At 61.5% G+C, this 23,681-nt stretch carries 34 protein-coding genes; 2 read left to right on the forward strand and 32 right to left on the reverse strand.

From position 1 onward, the window contains the following. Positions 1–138: 138 nt before the first annotated feature. The 17 genes from ACFSUD_RS00640 to rpmC form a co-directional block, all read right to left on the reverse strand. On the reverse strand, positions 139–1,155 hold the full coding sequence (locus ACFSUD_RS00640; protein WP_386370394.1) for a DNA-directed RNA polymerase subunit alpha: 1,017 nt from the start codon (positions 1,153–1,155) through the stop codon (positions 139–141). A 110-nt stretch (positions 1,156–1,265) separates the two neighbouring features. Further along, positions 1,266–1,655 (reverse strand): 30S ribosomal protein S11, encoded by a 390-nt coding sequence (rpsK, locus tag ACFSUD_RS00645; RefSeq protein WP_067622222.1) that lies wholly within the window; start codon positions 1,653–1,655, stop codon positions 1,266–1,268. A gap of 14 nt (positions 1,656–1,669) precedes the next feature. Then, positions 1,670–2,038 (reverse strand): 30S ribosomal protein S13, encoded by a 369-nt coding sequence (gene rpsM / locus ACFSUD_RS00650; protein WP_386370396.1) that lies wholly within the window; start codon positions 2,036–2,038, stop codon positions 1,670–1,672. Positions 2,039–2,368: 330 nt separating this feature from the next. Then, positions 2,369–3,016: an adenylate kinase gene (locus tag ACFSUD_RS00655; protein WP_386370399.1), complete on the reverse strand. Its 648-nt coding sequence runs from the start codon at positions 3,014–3,016 to the stop codon at positions 2,369–2,371. Next, entirely contained in the window at positions 3,013–4,389 is a 1,377-nt protein-coding gene (gene secY / locus ACFSUD_RS00660) for a preprotein translocase subunit SecY (protein ID WP_386370402.1), read from the reverse strand. The genes ACFSUD_RS00655 and secY overlap by 4 nt, the downstream gene beginning before the upstream one ends. A gap of 118 nt (positions 4,390–4,507) precedes the next feature. Continuing rightward, positions 4,508–4,990, reverse strand: a complete 483-nt coding sequence (rplO, locus tag ACFSUD_RS00665) for a 50S ribosomal protein L15 (RefSeq protein WP_386370404.1) — start codon at positions 4,988–4,990, stop codon at positions 4,508–4,510. Between the two features lie 381 nt (positions 4,991–5,371). After that, positions 5,372–5,560 (reverse strand): 50S ribosomal protein L30, encoded by a 189-nt coding sequence (gene rpmD / locus ACFSUD_RS00670; RefSeq protein ID WP_386370406.1) that lies wholly within the window; start codon positions 5,558–5,560, stop codon positions 5,372–5,374. Between the two features lie 2 nt (positions 5,561–5,562). Further along, positions 5,563–6,150: a 30S ribosomal protein S5 gene (gene rpsE / locus ACFSUD_RS00675; protein ID WP_386370408.1), complete on the reverse strand. Its 588-nt coding sequence runs from the start codon at positions 6,148–6,150 to the stop codon at positions 5,563–5,565. A gap of 188 nt (positions 6,151–6,338) precedes the next feature. Further along, positions 6,339–6,698: a 50S ribosomal protein L18 gene (gene rplR, locus ACFSUD_RS00680; protein ID WP_386370411.1), complete on the reverse strand. Its 360-nt coding sequence runs from the start codon at positions 6,696–6,698 to the stop codon at positions 6,339–6,341. An 11-nt stretch (positions 6,699–6,709) separates the two neighbouring features. Further along, positions 6,710–7,243 carry a 50S ribosomal protein L6 gene (rplF, locus tag ACFSUD_RS00685; RefSeq protein ID WP_386370413.1) on the reverse strand — a complete coding sequence of 178 codons (534 nt, stop codon included), beginning with the start codon at positions 7,241–7,243 and terminating at the stop codon, positions 6,710–6,712. Positions 7,244–7,253: 10 nt separating this feature from the next. Then, complete coding sequence (gene rpsH / locus ACFSUD_RS00690; protein ID WP_386370416.1) at positions 7,254–7,646, reverse strand: 30S ribosomal protein S8; 393 nt, start codon at positions 7,644–7,646, stop codon at positions 7,254–7,256. Between the two features lie 12 nt (positions 7,647–7,658). Further along, entirely contained in the window at positions 7,659–7,964 is a 306-nt protein-coding gene (gene rpsN / locus ACFSUD_RS00695; protein ID WP_386370418.1) for a 30S ribosomal protein S14, read from the reverse strand. 18 nt (positions 7,965–7,982) lie between these two features. After that, the gene (gene rplE, locus ACFSUD_RS00700; protein ID WP_386370420.1) at positions 7,983–8,546 is read right to left on the reverse strand and encodes a 50S ribosomal protein L5; all 564 of its coding nucleotides are present in this window, start codon (positions 8,544–8,546) and stop codon (positions 7,983–7,985) included. Then, positions 8,539–8,850, reverse strand: a complete 312-nt coding sequence (gene rplX, locus ACFSUD_RS00705; RefSeq protein ID WP_386370423.1) for a 50S ribosomal protein L24 — start codon at positions 8,848–8,850, stop codon at positions 8,539–8,541. Before rplX ends, rplE begins: the two co-directional genes overlap by 8 nt. Before the next feature lie 2 nt (positions 8,851–8,852). Beyond that, positions 8,853–9,221 carry a 50S ribosomal protein L14 gene (gene rplN, locus ACFSUD_RS00710; RefSeq protein ID WP_005621870.1) on the reverse strand — a complete coding sequence of 123 codons (369 nt, stop codon included), beginning with the start codon at positions 9,219–9,221 and terminating at the stop codon, positions 8,853–8,855. A 68-nt stretch (positions 9,222–9,289) separates the two neighbouring features. Beyond that, on the reverse strand, positions 9,290–9,535 hold the full coding sequence (gene rpsQ, locus ACFSUD_RS00715; protein WP_386370425.1) for a 30S ribosomal protein S17: 246 nt from the start codon (positions 9,533–9,535) through the stop codon (positions 9,290–9,292). A 14-nt stretch (positions 9,536–9,549) separates the two neighbouring features. Continuing rightward, positions 9,550–9,753, reverse strand: coding sequence for a 50S ribosomal protein L29 (rpmC, locus tag ACFSUD_RS00720; protein ID WP_386370427.1), 204 nt, complete (start codon positions 9,751–9,753; stop codon positions 9,550–9,552). A gap of 183 nt (positions 9,754–9,936) precedes the next feature. On the opposite strand from rpmC, the gene ACFSUD_RS00725 reads away from it, so the two are divergent. Further along, a complete protein-coding gene (locus ACFSUD_RS00725) occupies positions 9,937–10,557 on the forward strand; it encodes a TIGR02466 family protein (RefSeq protein WP_386370430.1) in 621 nt (206 codons plus the stop codon). A gap of 201 nt (positions 10,558–10,758) precedes the next feature. Here the strand turns inward: ACFSUD_RS00725 and rplP are convergent, their stop codons facing one another. The 14 genes from rplP to rpsL all read right to left on the reverse strand — a co-directional run bounded on the left by rplP (position 10,759) and on the right by rpsL (position 21,668). After that, positions 10,759–11,172 (reverse strand): 50S ribosomal protein L16, encoded by a 414-nt coding sequence (gene rplP, locus ACFSUD_RS00730; protein WP_386370433.1) that lies wholly within the window; start codon positions 11,170–11,172, stop codon positions 10,759–10,761. A gap of 13 nt (positions 11,173–11,185) precedes the next feature. After that, positions 11,186–11,893 carry a 30S ribosomal protein S3 gene (gene rpsC / locus ACFSUD_RS00735; RefSeq protein ID WP_386370436.1) on the reverse strand — a complete coding sequence of 236 codons (708 nt, stop codon included), beginning with the start codon at positions 11,891–11,893 and terminating at the stop codon, positions 11,186–11,188. Further along, positions 11,893–12,273 (reverse strand): 50S ribosomal protein L22, encoded by a 381-nt coding sequence (gene rplV / locus ACFSUD_RS00740; RefSeq protein ID WP_386370439.1) that lies wholly within the window; start codon positions 12,271–12,273, stop codon positions 11,893–11,895. Before rplV ends, rpsC begins: the two co-directional genes overlap by 1 nt. 3 nt (positions 12,274–12,276) lie before the next feature. Continuing rightward, positions 12,277–12,555, reverse strand: a complete 279-nt coding sequence (gene rpsS, locus ACFSUD_RS00745) for a 30S ribosomal protein S19 (protein ID WP_386370441.1) — start codon at positions 12,553–12,555, stop codon at positions 12,277–12,279. A 3-nt stretch (positions 12,556–12,558) separates the two neighbouring features. Continuing rightward, positions 12,559–13,401 (reverse strand): 50S ribosomal protein L2, encoded by an 843-nt coding sequence (gene rplB / locus ACFSUD_RS00750; RefSeq protein WP_067267965.1) that lies wholly within the window; start codon positions 13,399–13,401, stop codon positions 12,559–12,561. 299 nt (positions 13,402–13,700) lie between these two features. After that, entirely contained in the window at positions 13,701–14,816 is a 1,116-nt protein-coding gene (locus ACFSUD_RS00755; protein WP_386370444.1) for a PRC-barrel domain-containing protein, read from the reverse strand. Between the two features lie 239 nt (positions 14,817–15,055). Then, on the reverse strand, positions 15,056–15,352 hold the full coding sequence (locus tag ACFSUD_RS00760) for a 50S ribosomal protein L23 (RefSeq protein ID WP_386370447.1): 297 nt from the start codon (positions 15,350–15,352) through the stop codon (positions 15,056–15,058). After that, entirely contained in the window at positions 15,349–15,966 is a 618-nt protein-coding gene (rplD, locus tag ACFSUD_RS00765; RefSeq protein WP_386370450.1) for a 50S ribosomal protein L4, read from the reverse strand. Before rplD ends, ACFSUD_RS00760 begins: the two co-directional genes overlap by 4 nt. Then, positions 15,963–16,835: a 50S ribosomal protein L3 gene (rplC, locus tag ACFSUD_RS00770; RefSeq protein WP_386370453.1), complete on the reverse strand. Its 873-nt coding sequence runs from the start codon at positions 16,833–16,835 to the stop codon at positions 15,963–15,965. The genes rplD and rplC overlap by 4 nt, the downstream gene beginning before the upstream one ends. Before the next feature lie 18 nt (positions 16,836–16,853). Further along, the gene (rpsJ, locus tag ACFSUD_RS00775; protein WP_108838874.1) at positions 16,854–17,168 is read right to left on the reverse strand and encodes a 30S ribosomal protein S10; all 315 of its coding nucleotides are present in this window, start codon (positions 17,166–17,168) and stop codon (positions 16,854–16,856) included. A gap of 183 nt (positions 17,169–17,351) precedes the next feature. Further along, entirely contained in the window at positions 17,352–18,527 is a 1,176-nt protein-coding gene (gene tuf, locus ACFSUD_RS00780; RefSeq protein WP_386370456.1) for an elongation factor Tu, read from the reverse strand. A gap of 87 nt (positions 18,528–18,614) precedes the next feature. Then, entirely contained in the window at positions 18,615–20,741 is a 2,127-nt protein-coding gene (gene fusA / locus ACFSUD_RS00785; RefSeq protein WP_386370459.1) for an elongation factor G, read from the reverse strand. Between the two features lie 72 nt (positions 20,742–20,813). After that, positions 20,814–21,284 carry a 30S ribosomal protein S7 gene (gene rpsG / locus ACFSUD_RS00790; protein ID WP_386370462.1) on the reverse strand — a complete coding sequence of 157 codons (471 nt, stop codon included), beginning with the start codon at positions 21,282–21,284 and terminating at the stop codon, positions 20,814–20,816. A gap of 12 nt (positions 21,285–21,296) precedes the next feature. Then, complete coding sequence (gene rpsL, locus ACFSUD_RS00795; protein WP_007118826.1) at positions 21,297–21,668, reverse strand: 30S ribosomal protein S12; 372 nt, start codon at positions 21,666–21,668, stop codon at positions 21,297–21,299. Between the two features lie 339 nt (positions 21,669–22,007). On the opposite strand from rpsL, the gene ACFSUD_RS00800 reads away from it, so the two are divergent. Next, positions 22,008–22,844, forward strand: coding sequence for a putative rhamnosyl transferase (locus ACFSUD_RS00800; protein WP_386370465.1), 837 nt, complete (start codon positions 22,008–22,010; stop codon positions 22,842–22,844). Here the strand turns inward: ACFSUD_RS00800 and ACFSUD_RS00805 are convergent. Continuing rightward, the gene (locus ACFSUD_RS00805) at positions 22,814–23,680 is read right to left on the reverse strand and encodes a DMT family transporter (protein WP_386370468.1); all 867 of its coding nucleotides are present in this window, start codon (positions 23,678–23,680) and stop codon (positions 22,814–22,816) included. The genes ACFSUD_RS00800 and ACFSUD_RS00805 overlap by 31 nt on opposite strands. Position 23,681: the final 1 nt, after the last annotated feature.

Consider the following 23,681-nt stretch of genomic DNA (forward strand, 5'->3'; position numbering starts at 1 on the left):
TTGCTTTGTCCGGTCGGTGATGCGTGTCACCGGCTCTCCTTGGGGCGCGGGGCCCGGTCTTCCGACCTCTGTTCGACGTCGGTATTGCATCGGTCGTTTGGGCCGATGCGGGGTGATGGGTGCTCGCACCCACCGATTTTAAAACGAATCCTCGAACTTTTTGGCGAGGTCCTCGATGTTGTCTGGCGGCCAATCCTCGACGTCCATCCCGAGATGCAGACCCATGCCCGAAAGCACTTCCTTGATCTCGTTGAGCGACTTGCGGCCGAAGTTCGGGGTGCGCAGCATCTCGGCTTCGGTCTTCTGGATCAGATCGCCAATGTAGACGATGTTGTCGTTCTTCAGGCAGTTTGCCGAGCGCACCGAAAGCTCGAGCTCGTCGACCTTCTTGAGCAGCAGCGGGTTGAACTCCAGACCGTCGTCGTCGTCCTGACGCGAGGCCGATTCCGGCTCGTCGAAGTTCACGAAGATGCCGAGCTGGTCCTGCAGGATCCGTGCGGCGAAGGCCACGGCGTCATCCGGGGTGATGGAGCCGTCGGTCTCGACCTTCATGGTCAGCTTGTCATAATCGAGCACCTGGCCCTCGCGAGTCGGCTGCACGTCATAGGAGACCCGCTTGACCGGCGAATAGATCGCATCAATCGGAATGAGGCCGATCGGCGCGTCCTCGGGCTTGTTCTTGTCCGCGGAGACATAACCCTTGCCGGTATTGACGGTCAGCTCCATATAGACATCGGCGCCGTCGTCGAGATGGCAGATGACATGATCGCGGTTCAGGATCTCGATCCCGGCGCTTTCGGAAATGTCACCGGCGGTGACGACGCCCGGACCCTTGGCGGAGATCGACAGGCGCTTGGGCCCTTCGACTTCCATGCGCAGGCTGACGCCCTTGAGGTTCAGGATGATGTCGGTCACGTCCTCGCGCACACCGGCGACGGAGGAAAACTCATGCAATACGTTGTCGATCTGCACGGAGGTGATGGCGCCGCCCTGCAGCGAGCTCATCAGCACGCGGCGCAGCGCATTGCCCATGGTCAGACCGAAGCCGCGCTCCAGCGGTTCAGCAATCACGGTGGCCTGGCGTGCGGGATCATTCCCCGGCTTCACGTCAAGCTGTGTCGGCTTGATCAATTCAGCCCAATTCTTGTGGATCATGCGTCCCTCCATCCTTGTTCATGCCTCATGTCCAAAAGCACAAACGCTCGAGGTTTAAAAAAAGCGGATGGGAGCCGCGCCAGACACGCGGCTCCCGATACATTTGTCGCTTAGACGCGGCGGCGCTTCGGCGGGCGGCAGCCGTTGTGGGCCATCGGGGTGACATCACGGATCGAGGTGATGTTGAAACCGGCGGCAGCCAGGGCGCGCAGGGCGCTCTCGCGGCCCGAACCGGGGCCCTGCACTTCGACTTCCAGCGTCTTGACGCCGTGATCCTGGGCCTTGCGGCCCGCATCCTCCGCGGCCATCTGGGCGGCATAGGGAGTCGATTTGCGCGACCCCTTGAAACCCATCGTGCCGGCCGAGGACCAGGAGATCGCGTTGCCCTGAACGTCGGAGATCAGGATCTTGGTGTTGTTGAAGGAGCTGTTCACATGCGCCACACCCGCGGCGATGTTCTTGCTGACCTTGCGCTTCGTCTTCGTCTTATCGCGTGCCATTGATCAGACCCCCCTTATTTCTTCTTGCCGGCAATGGCCTTTGCGGGGCCTTTGCGGGTGCGAGCATTGGTGTGGGTCCGCTGACCGCGCACCGGCAGGTTGCGGCGGTGACGCAGGCCACGGTAGCAGCCGAGGTCCATCAGACGCTTGATGTTCATCTGCGTGTCGCGGCGCAGGTCGCCTTCGACGGTGAAGTTCTCGTCGATATGCTCGCGGATCTTCAGGATTTCGGCGTCGCTGAGCTCGTTGACGCGGCGCGTCAGGTCGATGCCCACGGCTTCGCAGATCGATTGAGCGGAGGAATTACCGATTCCGGTGATATAGGTGAGGGCGATGGGAACCCGCTTTGCAGTCGGGATGTTTACGCCGGCAATACGTGCCACGTGTCATGTTCCTTTTCGTTGCGGATCCGTGATACCAGACCCTTTTTTCACAACGTGAAGCCCGAGGCGCTCTGCCGTCGGGCTACAGCTGATCAGGTAATACTGCACCGGGCCTGATCGGGACCCTGGCAGTTTGATTCTCTCGCGAGATAGGGCTGGTTAGGGGCTTTTCGGGGGGAGGTCAACCCGCAGCTTCGGCGGGGATGGCGCCCCCGGGGGCCAGCCCCCGGACCCCCGAGGTATTTCCGGCCCGGAGAAGCGCAGGGGCGAAGCGGTCGGCCGCATCGCCCCGACAACTTCAGCATCCTGAAGTCGCGGATTCGGCGTTGTTCAGGCGTCGAGAATGGCGGCGATGGCGGCCTGGACCACCGCGATCTCGGCCAGCCCGTCGACCCGGCGCAGCAGGTCATGGGCATAGTAATAGCCGAGCAGCGGCGAGGTCTTCTTGTAATACTCCATCAGCCGGTTGCGCAGGGCTTCCTCGTTGTCATCAGCGCGGCGACGGAAATCGGAGGCCCCGCAGGTGATGCATTTGCCATCCGCGGGCTGCGGCTTGGTCACGTCGTGATAGACTTCCCCGCATTGGCCGCAGGTCGAGCGCCCGGCAATCCGGGTGACCAGCGCCTCGTCGCGGACCCGCAATTCGATCACCGCGTCGAGCTTCTGGCCGGTTTCCTCGAGCAATTCGCCGAGCGCCGTGGCCTGGGCCAGGGTGCGCGGGAACCCGTCGAAGATATAGCCGCCATGCTCACCCGCGGTTTCGAGCTTCTCGCGGATCAGGCCGATCACGATCTCGTCGGTGACCAAATCGCCGCGCGCCATGACCTCGGCGACCATGTTGCCCATCTCGGTACCGCTGTCCTTGGCGTCGCGCAGCATGTCGCCGGTCGAGAGCTGGACCATGTTGCGGGTTTCGACCAGGTGGCGTGCCTGCGTTCCCTTACCGGCCCCCGGAGGCCCAAGCAGAATAATATTCATCGACGTATCGGGCTCCGTTTCTTGCGTGTAGCTTTGCCTTTGCCGGCGCCTTTGCCGCGCAGCTGCGAGCGTTCGAGCAAACCTTCGTACTGATGCGCCAGCAAATGGCTCTGTACCTGCTGTATCGTATCCATTGTCACGGAGACCACAATGAGAACCGAGGTGCCGCCGAAATAGAACGGGATCGCGAACTGGCCGCGCAGGATCTCGGGCATGACGCAGACCGCCGCGAGATAGGCCGAGCCGAGCACCAGCACGCGGTTGACGACATATTCCAGGTATTCCGAGGTCTTCTTGCCCGGGCGGATCCCGGGGACGAAGCCATTCTGGTTCTTCAGGTTGTCGGCCACGTCATCGGGTTTGAAGCTGACGTTGAACGTGTAGAAATAGGCGAAGAACACGATCATCGCGACGAAGAACAGCAGGTAGAGCGGTTGCCCGGGACCGAAATTGGCGAGCAGCAGCGACATGACCGGGCCGGTGGAATTGCCCGAGAAGGTGCTGATCGTCACCGGCAGCAGCAGCAGCGAGGAGGCGAAGATCGCCGGGATCACGCCCGCCGGGTTGACCTTGACCGGCAGATGCGATGAGCCGCCGTCGTACATCTTCATGCCGACCTGGCGGCGGGGGTACTGGATGTGGATCTTGCGCAGGGCGCGCTCCATGAAGACCACGAACATGATGGTGGCAATCACCATCACCAGCACGCCGACGATCACCGCCGGGGAGATCGCGCCGGAACGGCCGGAGGCGAAGAATTGCGCGATGGCTGCGGGGACCTCGGCAATGATGCCCACGAAGATGATCAGCGAGATGCCGTTGCCGATGCCACGGGCGGTGATCTGTTCGCCGAGCCACATCAGGAACATGGTGCCGCCCACGAGGGTAATCATGCAGGCGATGCGGAAATACATGCCGGGGTCCGCGGCGATGTCGCCCGCTTCGAGTGAAACGGCGAGACCATAGGCCTGCAGCGTCGCGAGGGCGACGGTGCCGTAGCGGGTATATTGGTTGATCTTCTTGCGGCCCTGCTCGCCCTCTTTCTTGAGCTGTTCCAGCGAGGGCACCATCGAGGTCAGCAGCTGCACGATGATCGAGGCCGAAATATAGGGCATGATGCCCAGAGCAAAGATTCCCATCCGCCCCAGCGCGCCGCCGGTGAACATCGACACCATGCCGCCGATCCCCTGCCCGGCGCTCTCCATGAACTCGCGCAGCGCACCGCCGTCAATGCCCGGCACCGGGATGAAGGTGCCAAGGCGGTAGACGATCAGCAGGCCGAGCGTGAACAGGATGCGGTTGCGAAGGTCGGTCGCCTTACCCAGCGCGGACCAGCTGGTGTTGGCGGCCATGTTTTCGACGGCAGATACCATGAATGGGGCTCTTTTCTGTTGCGAAAACGCCGCCCAGACCGTTTTCCGGCGGGCGGCGTTCGGGAAAACTCGGGTTTATGTAAGCGGGACGCGTCCCGCTCACAAGCCTTGAGGCCGATTACTCTGCCGCTTCAGCCGCTTTCGGGGCGGTGACGGTGAGCGTGCCGCCGGCCTTTTCGACGGCTTCGATGGCGGATTTGGAAGCGCCGGCCACGGTCAGTTCGACCTTGGAGGTGAATTCACCCTTGGCCAGAACCCGGATACCGTCGAGCTCGCGACGCACCAGACCGGAGGCGACCAGCGCCTTTCCGTCGATGGCGTTCTTGACGTCGAGCTTGCCCGCGTCGATGAACTTCTGGATCAGGCCCAGGTTGACGACAGCGTAGGACTTGCGATTCGGCTTGGTGAAGCCGCGCTTGGGCAGGCGCTGGTAGATCGGCATCTGGCCGCCTTCAAAGCCCTTGATCGCCACGCCGGAGCGGGACTTCTGACCCTTGATACCACGGCCGCCCATCTTGCCCTTGCCGGAGCCGGGGCCGCGACCGACGCGCATGCGTTTCTTGGCGGCGCCTTCGTTGTCGGAAAGTTCGTGCAGTTTCATGTCGCTTCTCCTCTTTGCCGGATGTGACCCCCAGCGACGGGAGCGGCCAAACGCGGCGTTTACGATTCTGGTGGCCAGAACGGAGGCCACCGGGGGCGTATAGGCGAAGGCCGCGGGAGGATCAAGGGGTCGGCGGCGGGACAGGAGGCGCGGGGGTTGGGGCGCCGGTGGCGCGGCTGACCGAGTGGCGGGGTTGGCTGTCGGGTGATCGTGGTGGTGTGAACGGAAAACACCCCGCAGTTTCCTGCGGGGTGTTCGATCGATTTGGGAGAGTAATGGGTGGGAACCACCCATCCTACGGTATGCTAAGTAGGATGGGTGATTTCACCCATCAAAGTAGGCGGTCTCGGCCGAGGGGTGGAAAACCACCCATCCCAAGCCTCAGCCCTTTTCTTCGACGATCTGCACCATGTGCGGGATCGCGTTGATCATGCCGCGCACGGAAGGTGTGTCTTCCAGTTCGCGGGTTTTGTTCATCTTGTTCAGGCCCAGGCCGATCAGCGTCGCGCGCTGCTTGGCGGGGCGGCGGATCGGCGAGCCGATCTGCTTGATGACGATGGTTTTGGCCATGTTTATGCCTCCTCAACCACTGGGGCTTGTTCGCCGCTGATTTTCGGGCCGTCCTGGCTGCGCAGGATGTCAGCGACCTTCTTGCCGCGACGCTGGGCAACCGCGCGGGGCGATTGTTCCTTCATGAGACCGTCCATGGTGGCGCGGATCATGTTGTAGGGGTTCTGCGAACCGACCGACTTGGACACGACGTCCTTGACGCCGAGCATTTCGAAGACGGCACGCATCGGACCACCGGCGATGATTCCGGTACCTTCCGGTGCGGAGCGCATGATCACCTTGCCGGCGCCGTGGCGGCCGGACATGTCGTGATGCAGGGTGCGACCTTCGCGCAGCTGCACGCGGATCATCTGGCGCTTGGCCTGTTCGGTGGCCTTGCGGATCGCCTCGGGCACTTCCTTGGCCTTGCCCTTGCCGAAGCCGACGCGGCCCTTCTGGTCGCCGACGACGACAAGTGCGGCGAAGCCGAAGCGCTTACCACCCTTTACGGTCTTGGAAACGCGGTTGATCGCGACCAGGCGGTCGGCGAATTCCGGGGTTTCGTCGCGTTGATTGCGGCGGTTGCCCCCACGATTGTCATCTCTTGCCATTTGGCATCCTTTCGGTTCGGCGCGGCTGCGCCAAGGTTGGTCAATCCAGGTGAGTGGCGGCTGCCAGCTCCCGGATCATCGAGACGGCCCCGCAAGGGCCGTCTTCGGACTTGGTTTCGGCGGGGTGACCCCCACCCGGTCGTCTGCCTGTGAGAAGCGGTGTCGGGCGGCCATGACCGCCCGGCGCCTCAGATCTTCAGGCCGCCTTCGCGGGCAGCGTCGGCCAGAGCCTTCACCTTGCCGTGGAACAGGAAGCCGCCCCGGTCGAAATAGGCTTCCTCGACACCGGCCTTCTTGGCGCGCTCGGCGATTGCCGAGCCGACCTTGGTGGCCGCTTCGATGTTGTTCTTGCCCACAACGCCGAGATCTTTCTCGAGGGTGGAGGCCGACGCCAGGGTGACGCCGTTCACATCGTCGATCAGCTGAGCGCTGATGTTCTTGTTGCTGCGGTGGATCGACAGGCGCATGCGCCCGGCATTGACCTTGCGCAGCTTGTTCCGAACGCGCAGGCGGCGTTTCAGAAACAGGGTTCTTTTGCTGTTTGCCATCTTGTGCGTCCTTACTTCTTCTTGCCTTCTTTGCGGAAGATGAACTCGCCCTTGTAGCGGATGCCTTTGCCCTTGTAGGGCTCGGGCTTGCGCCAAGCGCGGATGTTCGCGGCAACCTGACCAACAAGCTGTTCGTCGATGCCTTCAACCACAATCTCGGTCTGTTTCGGCGCTGTCACTGTGACTCCCGCCGGCGGCGTGTAGTCAACGTCATGAGACAGGCCCAGGTTCAGCTTCAGCGTGTTGCCGGTCATCGCGGCACGATAACCAACGCCCTGAATCTCCAGCTCCTTCTTGAAGCCGTCGGAGACACCGGTGACCAGGTTGCGGATCATCGTGCGGGACATGCCCCACTGCTGACGCGCGCGCTTGGACTTGCCACGCGGTGTGACGGTGATGACATTGTCCTCGACCGCGAGGGTGACGTCATCCGTGGCCTGGAAGCTGCGGGTGCCTTTCGGCCCTTTGACTTCGATGGTCTGACCGCTGACCGATGCCGAAACACCGTTGGGCAGGTCGACCGGCTTTTTACCAATACGAGACATTACGCCCTCCTTAGAATACGGTGCAGAGCACTTCGCCGCCAACGTTCTGGCTGCGCGCGCTTGCGTCCGACATCACCCCTTTCGAGGTGGAGACAATCGACACGCCGAGGCCCTGACGGACCACCGGAATGTCATTGACGGCCATGTAGACGCGACGACCGGGCTTGGAGACCCGCTTCAGCTCGCGAATGACGGGCTCGCCCTCGTAATATTTCAGGCTGATTTCGAGCGCCGGATGGCCATCGGCCCCGGTGGTCTTCTCGTAGCCACGGATGTAGCCCTCGTCGGCCAGCACATCCAGCACCCAGGCACGCAGCTTGGAGGCCGGTGTGACCACGGTGGACTTGCCGCGCAGCGAGGAGTTACGGATGCGTGTCAGCATATCTGCGATAGGATCGTTCATCTGATGCGCTCCTTACCAGCTCGACTTGACCATGCCGGGGATCTGGCCTTGCGAGCCGAGATCACGCAGCGCGATCCGCGAAATTTTCAGTTTACGATAGTAAGCATGCGGACGGCCGGTCAACTGGCAGCGGTTGTGCAGACGCACGGCGCTGGAGTTGCGCGGCAGTTTCGCGAGCTTCAGGGAGGCGCGGAAACGCTCTTCCATCGGCTTGCTTTCATCGCTGACGATGTCCTTCAGCGCGGCGCGCTTTGCCGCGTATTTCTTGACCATTGCTTCGCGCTTCTTCTCGCGCTCGATCATGGATTTCTTAGCCATATCTAATCCTTCCCGCGCTTACGAATTGAAGGGCATGTTGAAATGCTTCAACAGCGCCTTGGCTTCTGCGTCGGTTTTCGCCGTGGTGGCGATGACGATGTCCATTCCCCAGGTCTCGTCGACCTTGTCGAAGTCGATTTCCGGGAACACGATGTGCTCTTTCAGGCCCATGGCATAATTGCCACGCCCGTCGAAAGATTTGCCGTTGATGCCGCGGAAGTCGCGGATACGGGGCATTGCAACCGTGATCAGACGATCAAGGAATTCATACATGCGCTCGCCGCGCAGGGTCACTTTCGCACCCAGAGGCATTTCCTCACGCACCCTGAAGCCGGCGATCGATTTTTTGGCGACGGTGGTCAGCGCCTTCTGGCCGGCGATCAGCGTCAGGTCTTCCTGAGCCGACTTGGCCTTTTTGCTGTCACGCACGGCTTCGGCACCACAGCCGATATTCAGAACGATCTTGTCCAGACGCGGGATCTGCATATCGTTCTTGTAGCCGAATTCTTCCTTCAGCGCGGCGCGGATCGTGTCCACGTAAACCGACTTCAGGCGGGGTGTGTAGTTTGCATTATCAAGCATCGATCACGTCCCCCGTGGTTTTTGCGAAGCGGACTTTCTTGTCGCCCTCGATCCGGAAGCCGACGCGGGTGGCCTTGCCGTTGGCATCGACCAGCGCGAGGTTGCTCAGATCGACCGGCATTGCCTTGGGGATGCGCCCGCCCTGGGAGGTCTGGGTCTGCCGGGTGGCGCGGATGGCGATGTTGATGCCATCAACGACGGCCTTGTTGGACTTCGGATCAACCGACGAGATCGAACCCGTCTTGCCCTTGTCCTTGCCTGCCAGCACGATGACCTTGTCACCTTTGCGAAGTTTAGCAGCCATGATTACAGCACCTCCGGAGCGAGCGAGATGATTTTCATGAAGTTCTTGGCCCGCAGCTCACGCACAACCGGCCCGAAGATACGCGTACCCACCGGCTCGTTGTTGTTGTTGAGGATCACGGCGGCGTTGCGGTCGAAACGGATGGCGGTGCCATCTTCACGACGAACTTCCTTGGCGGTGCGCACGACGACGGCCTTGCGGACGTCACCTTTCTTCACGCGGCCGCGCGGGATGGCTTCCTTGACCGACACGACGATGATGTCGCCGACGGACGCGTATTTACGCTTGGAACCACCCAATACCTTGATGCACTGAACACGGCGCGCGCCGCTGTTGTCAGCAACATCCAGGTTGGTCTGCATCTGGATCATTTGGTTTCTCCCGACCTTCTGGGGGGCGATGCGGCCCCTGTCCCAGGGTTTCGATTAATTGGGGATGTTCAGGCTTCGGCTTGGTCCGAAGTCAGCACTTCCCAACGTTTGGTTTTCGAGCGAGGTGCACATTCGATGATGCGGACCTTGTCGCCCACCTTGAACGTGTTGTTCTCATCGTGAGCCCGGTATTTCTTGGACTTACGAATGGTCTTCTTCAGAACCGGATGCGTGAAGCGACGCTCGACGGATACTGAAATGGTCTGGGCGTTGGCGTCCGATGTCACGGTGCCTGTGAGGATACGCTTGGGCATGTTTCAGGCTCCTATTATTCGGCTGCCGCAGCAGCGGCTTTCTGGTTCAGCACGGTGTGGACACGGGCCACATCACGCTTGACGCTCTTCAGACGTGCGGGGTTCTCCAGCTGGCCGGTGGCCTGCTGGAAACGCAGATTGAAGGATTCTTTTTTCAGGTTCACAAGCTCGTCGCGGAGCTGGTCCGGCGTCTTGTCGTGCAGTTCGCTGGCTTTCACGGCCTCTTCCTTTCAACATCACCAGTAGGCCCCTGTAGGGTGACCATGATTCTGGTGGAGTTCATGATGAAGGCTGCCAATACGCTGCGGGTCCGCATAAAGCAACCCCTGCAAGGGGCAAATGCCCCCGTAACCGGATCTTATCCGCTGGCGGGGCGGTTTTGGCTGCGATAAGACAGGGTCATGTCACAGATCAGATCCCTCTTTGTCACCCGGCTCTATCAAGCCGCCCTGTCGGATTTCGGCCCGGGCGTCGATCCGGCCGAACTCGAAGCCTCCTGCCTGTCGATCGCCCAGGACGACGACGCCGGGCAGGATTGGTGCGAGCAGAACGCCTTCCCCGGCTATACGAGCTATGCTTCGCTCAGCGACCTGCCCTGGCGCTTTCCGATCTTCAAGGACGTGGTTGATGCCCTCGATCGCCATGTCGCCAGCTTCGCGCAGGACCTGGGGTTCGATCTCGGAGACAAGAAGCTCAAGCTCGACTCGCTGTGGATCAACATCCTGCCCGAAGGCGGCATCCACACCGCCCATATCCACCCTCATTCGGTGATCAGCGGCACCACCTATGTCGCGATGCCGGAAGACACGAGCGCGATCAAATTCGAGGACCCGCGGCTGGCGATGATGATGGCAGCGCCGGGGCGCAAGAAGAGCGCCCCTGAAGAATTGCAGCAGTTCGTCTACGTCGCGCCGAAGGTCGGCGATGTGTTGCTCTGGGAAAGCTGGCTGCGCCACGAGGTGCCGATGAACATGGCCGAGGATGATCGGATTTCGGTGAGTTTCAATTACGGTTGGGAATGACGGTTCGGGTTGGTGCGGGGTGATGGGTAAGAGCACCATCTACGCCGCCCCCTCATCCTCCTGCAAATAAACCGGTAGGATGGGTGCTTGCACCCACCACCCAAACAATACACCACATTAAAAAAGCCCCCGCCGATCACTCGGCAGGGGCTTCTTCTTGACCGAAGAGAGGCGGAGCTACCCCCGCCCTCCTTCATGTTCTTACCAATCTTCGCGAACCACGACGCGGGTCTTGATCGGCAGTTTCATCGCAGCCAGACGCAGCGCTTCGCGGGCCACGTCTTCGGACACGCCGTCGATCTCGAACATCACGCGGCCGGGCTTGACCTTGGCGACCCAACGGTCGACCGAGCCCTTGCCCTTACCCATACGAACTTCGATGGGCTTCGCAGTGACCGGCACGTCCGGGAAGATCCGGATCCAGACACGGCCCTGACGCTTCATGTGACGCGTCATGGCACGGCGTGCGGCTTCGATCTGCCGGGCGGAAACCCGCTCCGGCTGCAGCGCCTTCAGGCCGTAGGTGCCGAAGTTCAGGTCAGACCCGCCCTTCGCCATGCCCTTGATCGAGCCTTTGAACTGCTTGCGAAATTTAGTGCGCTTTGGTTGAAGCATTTGTCATTCCCCCTTAGCGACGACCGCCGGCACCGCGAGGTGCTGGGCCATCCTGGAGTTCCTGTGCCTTGCGGTCACGCGCGGCCGGGTCATGCTCCATGATCTCGCCTTTGAAGATCCAGGTCTTGATCCCGATGATGCCATAGGCGGTGGTCGCCTCGACATGCGCGTAATCGATGTCGGCACGCAAGGTGTGCAGCGGCACCCGGCCCTCACGGTACCATTCGGTCCGCGCGATCTCCGCACCGCCCAGACGACCGGCGACGTTCACCCGGATCCCCAGGGCGCCCATGCGCATCGCGTTCTGCACGGCACGCTTCATGGCGCGACGGAAGGACACACGGCGCTCGAGCTGCTGAGCGATGCTCTCACCGACGAGGGCGGCGTCCAGCTCGGGCTTGCGGACCTCAACGATGTTGAGATGCAGTTCCGAGTTGGTCATCTTGGCGATCTTCTGGCGCAGCGTCTCGATATCCGCGCCCTTCTTGCCGATGATGACGCCGGGACGGGCCGTGTGGATCGTGACGCGACACTTCTTGTGCGGACGCTCGATGATCACGCGGGCGACACCGGCCTGCTTGCACTCTTCCTTGATGAAGGCACGGATGGCGAGGTCTTCCAGCAGAAGATCACCATAATCCTTCGTGTCGGCATACCAGCGGCTGTCCCAGGTGCGGTTCACCTGCAGGCGCATGCCGATCGGATTTACTTTGTTACCCATCAGACTTGCTCCTCAACTTGACGCACCTTGATCGTGATCTCGGAAAACGGCTTGATGATCTTGCCGAACCGGCCACGGGCCCGGGGGCGGCCGCGCTTCATGATCAGGTTCTTGCCGACATAGGCCTCGGCAACCACCAGTTCATCCACGTCAAGATTGTGGTTGTTCTCGGCGTTGGCGATGGCGGACTGGAGGCATTTCCTCACGTCCTGTGCGACCCGCTTCTTGGAGAAGGTCAGGTCCGTCAGGGCCTTGTCCACCTTCTTGCCACGGATCATCGCGGCGACGAGGTTCAGTTTTTGCGGGGAGGTACGGAGCATGCGCAGTTTCGCCATTGCTTCGTTGTCTGCCACGCGGCGGGGATTCTTATCCTTGCTCATGGCTTACTTCCGCTTCGCTTTTTTGTCGGCAGCATGACCGTAATAGGTCCGGGTCGGGGAATACTCACCGAACTTCTGACCAATCATGTCTTCTGACACGTTAACAGGGATGTGCTTGTGACCGTTGTACACGCCAAACGTCAGACCCACGAACTGGGGCAGGATCGTTGAACGGCGCGACCAGATCTTGATCACTTCGCTGCGGCCGCTTTCGCGGGTCGCTTCGGCCTTTTTCAGCACGTAGCTGTCTACAAAAGGGCCTTTCCAGACTGAACGAGACATCTATTAACGCCCCTTCTTCTTGGCGTGCCGCGAGCGGATGATCAGCTTGCTGGACGCTTTGTTCTTGTTGCGGGTCTTGGCACCCTTGGTCGGCTTGCCCCAGGGCGTTACCGGGTGACGACCACCGGAAGTACGGCCTTCACCACCACCATGCGGGTGGTCGATCGGGTTCATCACGACACCACGCACGGAAGGACGGATGCCCTTGTGACGCATGCGGCCGGCTTTACCGTAGTTCTGGTTGGAGTTGTCGGGGTTGGACACGGCACCGACGGTGGCCATGCATTCCTGACGCACGAGACGCAGCTCGCCGCTGCTCAGACGGATCTGGGCGTAGCCGCCGTCACGACCCACGAACTGGGCGTATGTACCGGCGGCACGTGCGATCTGACCGCCCTTGCCGGGCTTCATCTCGATGTTGTGGACGATCGTACCGATCGGCATGCCGGAGAAAGGCATCGCGTTGCCCGGCTTAATGTCTACTTTGGCGCCGGCGATGATCTTGTCGCCGATGGCCAGACGCTGGGGGGCCAGGATGTAGGCCTGCTCGCCGTCTTCGTACTGGATCAGTGCGATGAAAGCGGTCCGGTTGGGGTCATATTCGATCCGCGCGACAACAGCGGACATGTCCAGCTTGTTACGCTTGAAATCAACGATACGGTAAAGGCGCTTTGCCCCACCGCCTGTGCGACGCATTGTAATCCGTCCGGTGTTGTTCCGACCGCCAGATTTGGTCAAACCCTGAGTAAGGGCTTTGACCGGGCGGCCTTTCCACAGCTCCGAACGGTCGATCAGTACCAGTCCACGCTGGCCTGGCGTCGTCGGTTTGTACGACTTGAGTGCCATGTTCTCTGTCTTCCGTTTGCTTGGCACGCCCGCAACGTGATGTGGGCGCGTTGGTTATAGGGCCCCGAAGGTCCCCAATCTCATGTCCTTGCGAACAACGGCGAAGCCCCGGACGAATCCGGGGCCTTGCCGATGGGGTCGTTTAGGCGAGGACGTCGGGAGGGTCAACCGCTTAAGCGGATAATGCGCTCTCGCAGCCGGTTCTGGACGAAGCAAGTGGCAAGACAGGAAAGCGTCGGTCCAAAAAAGAAGAAGGCGCCGAGGCGCCTTCTCATATTCTTCATATTGTCAGCACCCGATCAATCGAGACCGATATGCTCGGCGAGACGAACACCGGGGTCGAGAAGTTCGACTTCGGCTTCGTTGAATTCAGGCATCGCTTCAAGACGCTCTTCTGTCACGCCGGGCACGATGACCTCATCTTCACGCAGGATCAGCTGCTGCAGCGGGATCGCGACTTCGTTCTCACCCATCCCGAGGAAACCGCCGACACCGACAATCGCGACCAGAGTGTCACCGCGCTTGCCGATAAAATCGATCTCGCCGACGTCTTCGCCACGTTCGGTCGCGACACTGCGGCCGACCAGCTGGTCACTGCGCAGATTGAAGATCGGCAGGGCCTGCACGCTCTCCTGATAGCGCGCGCGGTCCTCTTCCTGCATGCGACCCTCTTCATCGGCATTGAACTCTTCCATGACTACGCGGGCCTGCTCCTGATCAACCTCGATTTGGGCCTCTCCGCCGCCGACGACGTCAACCTGCGGGTCCTGAGCCTCCTCGACGACGACATTCGCGTCTTCGCCCTGCTCGACATTCACCTGAGCCTCGCTCTGTTCCACGTTGACCTCGGCCTCGGCGGCTTCATCCACATTGATGTTCGCGTCGGCCTGCTCGACAGAAACACGGGGCTCGGCTTCTTCGATGGTGATCTTCGGCTCGGGACGCACAAAGCGCACGACCGGTTCGGGCTGGTTCAGATCCACGATCGGCTCGCCGGTCTCCACATCGACCTGCGGGTTCGGCACCATCACGGTCACGACCGGTTCGGGGATGCGCACGGTGATCTGCGGCTGGGCCTGCTCGACGGTGATTATCGGTGCCTGCTGCTGCACGCGCACGGTCGGCTCGGGCACAACAACGGTGATTTCCGGCTGCGGCTGTTCGACGGTCACGACGGGCTGACCCTGGCTCACTTCGACATTCGGGTCGGGAACAGTCACGTCAACCGTTGCTTCTTCCTGCTCGACAACGACCTGGCCACCGGCCACATCCGCAGTCGCGGCGGGATCCGCATCCATGTCTGCTTCGGTTTCGGTTTCCGGATCGGCTGCGGTCTGCGCGGTTACCGGCAGGGTGGCCGCCAGCATTGCGATGGCCGAGGCGCCGGCCAGCAAGGTGCTCTTGTAATAGGTCAAAGGTCGTCTCCCAGGTTGCATGTTCAAGCGGATGGCTCGAGTTCATTCACAGGAAAGCAACAAGTTGCCGAGACCTCCGTTCCGACATTTTTGTGAGAATAAATTGGGAACATGTACGGCCAGTACGCGTTTGCGACACCTTTCGCCGCATCCTGAATAGGAAGACCCCGCGCAAGTCCCTGAAAACCAAAAAGGCCCCCGCGATTGCGGGGGCCCTTGAAGATCATTCTAACGTCAGCTTAGAGGCCGGTCGATACGTCGATCGTGTTGCCCTCTTCGAGCGTTACATAGGCCTTCTTAACGTTGTTGCGCTTGCCCATCTGGCCGCGGAAACGCTTGACCTTGCCTTTGGTGATGGACGTGTTCACGGCCTTCACCTTGACCCCAAAGAGCGCCTCGACGGCCTCCTTGATCATCGGCTTGTTGCTGTCGATCGCCACTTCGAAGACGACGGCGTTCTGTTCGGACGCCATGGTTGCCTTCTCAGTGATGATCGGCTTGCGGATCACGTCATAATGTTGGTGCTTGGCGGTCATTTCAAACGGGCCTCCAGTGCTTCGATCCCCGCCTTGGTGATCACTAGGGTGTCACGCTTGAGGATGTCATAGACGTTCGCACCCATCGACGGCAGGATATCTAGACCTTCGATGTTGCGTGCAGCCTGTGCGAAGTTCTCGTTGACGGCGGCGCCATCGATGATCAGAGCGCGTTTCCAGCCCAGGTTCGAAACCTGCTTGGCCAGAGCGGCGGTCTTGCCCTCGGATGTTGCCTCGTCAATGATTACCAGCGCACCGGCCTTGGCTTTGGCGGACAGTGCGTGACGCAGACCCAGCTTGCGGAACTTCTTGGTCAGCTCGTGACCATGGCTGCGCGGGGTCGGGCCCTTGTAGATACCACCCTTGCGGAAGATCGGCGCGTTCCGGTCACCGTGGCGTGCGCCGCCGGTGCCCTTCTGGCGATAGATCTTCTTGGTCGAGTAGCTGGTCTCGGACCGGGTCTTGACCTTGTGCGTGCCCTGCTGCGCGTTGTTACGCTGCCAGCGCACGACGCGGTGCAGGATGTCGGCGCGCGGCTCGAGGCCGAACAGGGCCTCGTCCAGGTCTACCGACCCGGCCGAGCCGCCGTCGAGTTTGATGACATCGAGTTTCATGCGTCACCTTCTTTCTTGTCAGCGTCGGAATTGTCCGCATCCGAGCCTTCGGCCTTGATTTCGGCTTCCGCCGCCTTCAGGGCTTCGGCTTCCTGCGCGGCCTGCTCTTCGGCCAGACGATTGGCTTCTGCTTCGGCCTCAGCGGCGGCAGCGGCTGCGGCCTCCTCAGCGGCTTTCGCGGCTTCCTCTGCTGCGGATTTAAGCGCGGCGGGCAGGATCGCGTTCTCGGGGAACGGCTTCTTCACCGCGTCCTTGACCGTCACCCAGCCACCCTTGGAACCCGGAACGGCGCCTTTGACCATGATCAGGCCACGGGCACTGTCGGTCTTGACGACTTCGAGATTCTGCGTGGTGACACGGGCGGCACCCATGTGACCGGCCATCTTCTTGCCTTTGAAAACCTTGCCGGGATCCTGACACTGACCGGTGGAACCATGCGAACGGTGGCTGATCGACACACCGTGCGACGCCCGCAGACCGCCGAAGTTGTGACGCTTCATCGCACCGGCAAAACCCTTACCGATCGAAGTCCCCGCCACATCGACATATTGACCGGCGAAGTAATGATCGGCGGTGATCTCTTCACCGACATTGATCATCGCGTCCTCGTCGACCCGGAACTCGGCGACCTTGCGCTTGGGTTCCACTTTCGCGACGGCGAAATGGCCGCGCATGGCCTGGCTGGTCCGCTTGGCTTTCGCGGTACCGGCACCGAGCTGAACGGCGGTATAGCCGTCACGGTCAACGGTGCGCTGTGCCACAACCTGGAGTTTGTCGAGCTGGAGAACGGTCACAGGGATCTGCTTGCCGTCTTCCAGGAACAGCCGGGTCATGCCGACTTTTTTTGCAATAACGCCTGAGCGCAACATGATATTACCCTCCCTGGCTTACGACTGCAGCTTGATCTCGACGTCCACGCCAGCGGCGAGGTCGAGCTTCATCAGCGCGTCCACGGTCTGGGGGGTCGGATCAACGATGTCCAGCAGGCGCTTGTGCGTGCGGATCTCGAACTGGTCACGGGATTTCTTGTCAACGTGGGGACCACGCAGAACGGTGAATTTCTCGATCTTGTTCGGCAGCGGAATCGGGCCGCGAACAGATGCACCGGTCCGCTTGGCGGTGTTGACGATCTCTTGTGTGGACGCGTCCAGCACCCGATAGTCAAACGCCTTCAGGCGGATGCGGATATTTTGGCTTTGGATGGCCATTTTTTCTTTTCCCTTGCTCGGGGTCTTTAAACGGAGAGGAAGGGCAACCTCATCGCTGCCCTTCATCGCGTCTGCGATGATTCCGGAGCGGACCCCGGAAAAGTATTGGGTGCCAGTATTACCCGGCACCCGAATATGCAAGCGCTAAGCCGGGGATTACGCCCCGGCCCTGTCGCTTTATTCCGTGATCTTGGAGACCACGCCGGCGCCGACGGTGCGGCCGCCTTCGCGGATCGCGAAGCGCAGGCCCTGCTCCATGGCGATCGGTGCGATCAGCTCGACGCCGAAGGAGACGTTGTCGCCCGGCATGACCATCTCGGTGCCCTCGGCCAGGTTGACCGTGCCGGTCACGTCCGTGGTGCGGAAGTAGAACTGCGGACGGTAGTTGGCGAAGAACGGCGTGTGACGGCCACCTTCATCCTTGGTCAGGATATAGGCTTCGGCTTCGAACTTGGTGTGCGGGGTCACGGAGCCCGGCTTGCAGAGCACTTGGCCACGCTCGACACCGTCACGGTCGACACCGCGCAGCAGCGCGCCGATGTTGTCGCCCGCCTCACCGCGGTCCAGCAGCTTGCGGAACATTTCCACGCCGGTGCAGGTGGTCTTCTTGGTGTCGCGGATGCCGACGATCTCGATCTCGTCACCCACGTTGATCACGCCACGCTCGACACGGCCGGTCACAACCGTACCGCGGCCGGAGATCGAGAACACGTCCTCGACCGGCATCAGGAAGGGCTGGTCCACGGCGCGCTCGGGCGTCGGGATATACTCGTCCACGGCGGCCATCAGCTTGCGGATGGATTCCTCGCCGATCTCCGGGTTGTTGCCTTCCATGGCGGCCAGGGCGGAGCCCGGGATCACCGGGATGTCGTCGCCCGGGTAGTCATAGGAGGACAGCAGCTCGCGGATTTCCATTTCCACCAGCTCGAGCAGCTCGGCGTCGTCGACCTGGTCAACCTTGTTCATGTAGACGACCATGTTCGGGATACCGACCTGACGGCCGAGCAGGATGTGCTCGCGGGTCTGGGGCATCGGGCCGTCGGCCGCGTTCACCACCAGGATCGCGCCGTCCATCTGCGCTGCACCGGTGATCATGTTCTTGACGTAGTCGGCGTGGCCGGGGCAGTCGACATGCGCGTAGTGACGGGCTTCGGTCTCATACTCGACATGCGCGGTCGAGATGGTGATGCCGCGGGCCTTCTCTTCGGGCGCGCCGTCGATCTGGTCATAGGCGCGGAAATCGCCGAAATACTTGGTGATCGCTGCTGTCAGCGTGGTCTTGCCGTGGTCAACGTGGCCGATCGTGCCGATGTTGACGTGCGGTTTGGTACGTTCAAACTTTGCCTTTGCCATGGTATGGCTCCTTTTACTTTCGTGGGTGGCGGGGTGGGCCCCGCCCTACGGTTGGTGGGTAGGGCGGGGTTCACCCCGCCATCCCGTTTATGCGAATTTGGCCTGGATCTCGTCGGAGATGTTCTGCGGCACCGGCTCGTAGTGATCGAACTGCATGGTGAAGTTCGCACGACCCGACGACATCGACCGCAGGGTGTTGATGTAGCCGAACATGTTGGCCAGCGGCACGAAGGCGTCGATCGCGATGGCATTGCCGCGTGTATCCTGTCCCTGCACCTGACCGCGACGCGAGGTCAGGTCGCCGATGATGCCACCGGTGTATTCTTCCGGCGTCACCACTTCGACCTTCATGATCGGCTCGAGCAGCTTGGCGCCTGCTTTCTTCATCGCTTCACGCATCCACTGGCGGGCGGCGATTTCGAAGGCAAGGACGCTGGAGTCAACGTCGTGGAACTTGCCGTCGATCAGCGCGACCTTGAAGTCGATGACCGGGAAGCCTGCCAGCGGACCGGAATCCATGACCGACTTCACACCTTTTTCAACGCCCGGAATATATTCCTTGGGCACCGCGCCGCCGACGATGCGGCTCTCGAAGGAGAAGCCTTCGCCCGGCTCGGTCGGGGTGATGATCATCTTGACCTCGGCGAACTGACCCGAACCACCCGACTGTTTCTTGTGGGTGTAGGTATGCTCCGCCTCACGGCTCACGGTCTCACGATAGGCCACCTGCGGCGCACCGATGTTGGCCTCGACCTTGAATTCGCGCTTCAGACGATCGACGAGGATGTCGAGGTGAAGTTCGCCCATGCCCTTCATGATGGTCTGACCGGATTCAAGATCGGTCTCCACGCGGAAGGACGGGTCCTCGGCGGCCAGACGCGCCAGACCGGTGGACATCTTCTCCTGGTCGGCCTTCGTCTTCGGCTCGACCGCGATCTCGATCACCGGATCCGGGAAAGTCATGGTTTCGAGCACCACCGGATCGTTGATCGCGCAGAGCGTGTCACCGGTCGTAGTGTCCTTCAGTCCTGCCAGCGCGATGATGTCGCCCGCAAAGGCTTCTTCGATCTCTTCGCGGTTGATGGCGTGCATCATCATCATCCGACCGACGCGCTCTTTCTTGCCCTTGGTCGAGTTCAGCAGCGTCTCGCCCTTCTTCAGGTGGCCCGAATAGATGCGGGTGAAGGTCAGCGAACCGACGAAGGGGTCGTTCATGATTTTGAACGCCAGACCGGAGAAGGCCATGTTGTCATCGGCGCGACGCGCGATGTTGCGGGTCTCGGTCTCGTCGCCGGGCTTGAAGCCCATGTAATCGACCACGTCGAGCGGGCTCGGCAGGTAATCGACCACGGCGTTGAGCAGCGGCTGCACGCCCTTGTTCTTGAACGCGGAACCACAGAGCACCGGAATGAACTTGATCGCCAGCGTGCCCTTGCGGATCAGCCCGCGCAGCGTATCGACGTCCGGCTCGGCGCCATCCATCAGGTAGTTCTCCATCGCCTCGTCGTCCATTTCGACGGCGATCTCGATCAGGTTGGCGCGCCATTCGGCTGCCAGCTCCTGCAGGCTCTCGCGGATCGGGCGCTTTTCCCAGCTCGCGCCGAGGTCTTCGCCCACCCAGACCCATTCTTCCATGGTCACCAGATCGACAACGCCCTCGAGCTCGTTCTCGGCACCGATCGGAATCTGGATCGGCGCCGGGGTCGCCCCGGTGCGGTCCTTGATCATGCGTACGCAGTTGAAGAAGTCGGCGCCGATCTTGTCCATCTTGTTGACGAAAACGACGCGCGGCACCTTGTAGCGGTCGGCCTGGCGCCAGACGGTCTCGGTCTGCGGCTCGACGCCGGCATTGGCGTCCAGCACGGCCACGGCACCGTCAAGAACCGCCAGCGAACGCTCGACTTCAATGGTGAAGTCCACGTGGCCGGGGGTGTCGATGATGTTCATCCGGTACTTGGTTTCGGCGGTGCCCTCCTTGGTGGGCTCCTCCTGACGCTGCCAGAACGTGGTGGTCGCGGCGGAGGTAATGGTGATGCCGCGCTCCTGTTCCTGCTCCATCCAATCCATCGTCGAGGCACCCGCGTGGGTCTCCCCCATCACGTGGTTCTTGCCGGTGTAGAAAAGGATCCGTTCCGAGCAGGTGGTCTTGCCTGCGTCGATATGGGCCATGATGCCGAAGTTACGGTAATGATCGAGCGGATAGTCGCGTGCCATGGGGCTGCTTCCTCAGGTGTGTCTGCGTCAAAATCATCAGGGCCTCCACGGCGGAGGCCCTGATCTTCGAATTTACCAGCGGTAGTGGCTGAACGCCTTGTTGGCATCGGCCATCTTGTGGGTGTCTTCGCGCTTCTTCACCGCGGTACCGCGGGATTGCACCGCATCCAGCAGCTCACCGGCGAGACGCTCTTCCATGGTGTGCTCGTTGCGGGCGCGGGAAGCCTTGATCAGCCAGCGGATCGCCAGGGCTTCGCGACGCTCGGGGCGCACTTCGACCGGGACCTGATAGGTGGCACCACCAACGCGGCGCGAGCGCACTTCGACGGAGGGCTTGATGTTGTCGAGGGCTTCGTGGAAGACTTCGATCGGGGCGCGTTTGATCTTGTCCTCAACGCGGGTCATCGCGTTGTAGACGATACGCTCTGCGACCGACTTCTTGCCGTCGATCATCAGGTTGTTCATGAATTTGGTCAGCACCAGATCGCCATATTTGGCGTCGGGCAGAACTTCGCGTTTTTCAGCGGCGTGACGACGAGACATTGATGATTCCTCTTACTTCGGACGCTTGGCGCCGTATTTCGAACGACGCTGCTTACGGTCTTTGACGCCCTGAGTATCCAGAACACCGCGCAGGATGTGGTAACGCACACCGGGAAGGTCTTTCACACGGCCGCCACGGATCAGAACCACAGAGTGCTCCTGAAGGTTGTGGCTTTCGCCCGGGATATAGGAGATCACTTCGAAGCCATTGGTCAGGCGGACCTTGGCCACTTTCCGCATCGCCGAGTTCGGCTTCTTCGGAGTGGTGGTATAAACCCGTGTGCAAACGCCGCGCTTTTGCGGGCATTCCTGCAGGTGCATCGATTTCGAACGTTTGACTTTGGGCTGCCGCGGCTTGCGGATCAGCTGTTGGATCGTTGGCATTCCGGTATTATCCCCGTGTAGCTCACATATGTGTGCACGAGGATGACCCTCATGCGGTTTCAAAAATCGCTCACTTTACACGTCCGCAAAGCGAAATGACCGCAACGTTTCCGTACCGAGGAAAACGAGGCGGTGAGGTAACAGAGGATCGGGTCAGCATTAGACCGGATCGTGACCACTTCAGTTATGATATCGGGCTCGTGGGGCGACCCCCACCTCCGAGATAGCGGGCGTATAGAAGGAGTCGCAGGCGGTGTCAACAGCCCTGCCCGTCTTGCGCCCGGCCCGGTGCGCTGCAATGCTGCGCGCTCCCCTGCCCCGCACAAAGGCCCGGCTGTCATGCAAGTAATCGGTATCTGCCGCTTTTCCTACCCCGGCGAGGGCGGCTTCCAGGTCGAACACCGGACCTTGGCCGAGCGGATCGCCTATCTCTATGCGCCCGAGCGGATGGCCCAGCGTTTCGCCAGTTTCGAGACCATGACGCTGCCGCCCCTGCGCGCCCAGAGCGATGCGGATTTCACCCTGCTGGTGGTCATCGGCGACAGTCTTCCGCCCGAATACCGCGCAAGGCTGGAACATCTGCTGGCCGATCTGCCACAGGCCGTGATGGTGGCGCGCCCGCCCGGGCCGCACCGGCAGGTGATGCAGGCAGCGATTAATGAGCAACGCCGCATCGACGGCGCGCCCTGCCTGCAGTTCCGCATGGACGACGATGACGCCGTATCGGTCGATTTCGTCGCCGAGCTGCGCGCCGCGGCGCAGCAGGTACGAGGCCTGCTGCAACGTCACCGGCACGTGGCAATCGACTTCAATCAGGGCTATATCGCGCGGCCCGGAGCGCCGGGTCTGGAAGTCGCGCCCACCCAGGCGCCCTATACCACGGCCGCGCTGGCGCTGATGCTGCGCCCGGAACTGCAGCTCAGCGTGATGAATTTCGCGCATCGCAAGCTGGCCCAGAAAATGCCGACGCTGACCTTCACCGGACGGGACATGCTGATCCGCGGCTACAACGCCTTCAACGATTCACGGCAGAAGCCGGGGATGAAGACCCCGCATCTGGCCCTGCTCGACGCGGCAGGGGAACGGCACATCAAGGCCCGGTTCAACATCGACAACGAAGCCGTGAAACGCGCCTTCTCGCCGCTTCAGGAGGCAAGCAGCCTGCGTTCGCGATAGAGGCTGAAAAGGCCGGTGGTAACGACGATCGCCGCCCCGATCAGGGTCAGCGGGCCGGGCCAGTCGCCGAACACCAGCCAACCGAGCAGCAGCGCCCAGATCAGGCCCGTATAGCGGAACGGCGCGGTGAAGGAGACCTCGCCGACCCGCATGACCTGGATGCTGAAGAAATACCCGCCGAGCACGAAAACCGAGGCACTACAGATCAGCAATGCCAGCTCCCCGGTGACCGGCGCCCAGGGATCGCTCAGCGAACCGAGACCGGCCGCCGTCATGACCACCAGCGAGGTCACCAGCGTGACCGACATCGACGGCACGCCGCGTGACAGGCGCCGGGTTGTCAGGTCGCGCAGGGTGATGCAGAGCACCGCCAAAAGTGAATAAAGCGACCAGATGGTGAAGCCCTCCGCCCCCGGCTTGACGATCAGCAGCACCCCCGTGAAACCGACCGCGATCGCCAGCATCCGCCGCCAGCCCACCGGCTCCCTGAAGACCAGCGCACTCGCCAGCGTGATGCTGAGCGGCACCACCTGCAGGATGGCCGTCAGATTGGCCAGCGGCATGTGGATCAGCGCGGTCAGGAACAGATAGGCCGCGCCGATCTCCGACAGGCTACGCAGGGCGATCAGACCCCAGTCGCGTCTGTCGATGCGCAGATGCATCGGCCCGAGCCGCCCCGAGAGCGCGAGGATCAATGCGCTGGTGATCACCCCGCGCAGGAAAATGAGCTGAAACAGCGGCAGCGCTCCAGCGGTCAGCTTGATCAAGGTATCGTTGAGCGTGAAGGCCGCCATCGAGGCCATCATCAAAAGCGCGCCGCCGAGATTGGGAGACATG

The sequence above is a fragment of the Sulfitobacter aestuarii genome (assembly GCF_042685005.1).
GTDB lineage: Bacteria > Pseudomonadota > Alphaproteobacteria > Rhodobacterales > Rhodobacteraceae > Sulfitobacter > Sulfitobacter aestuarii.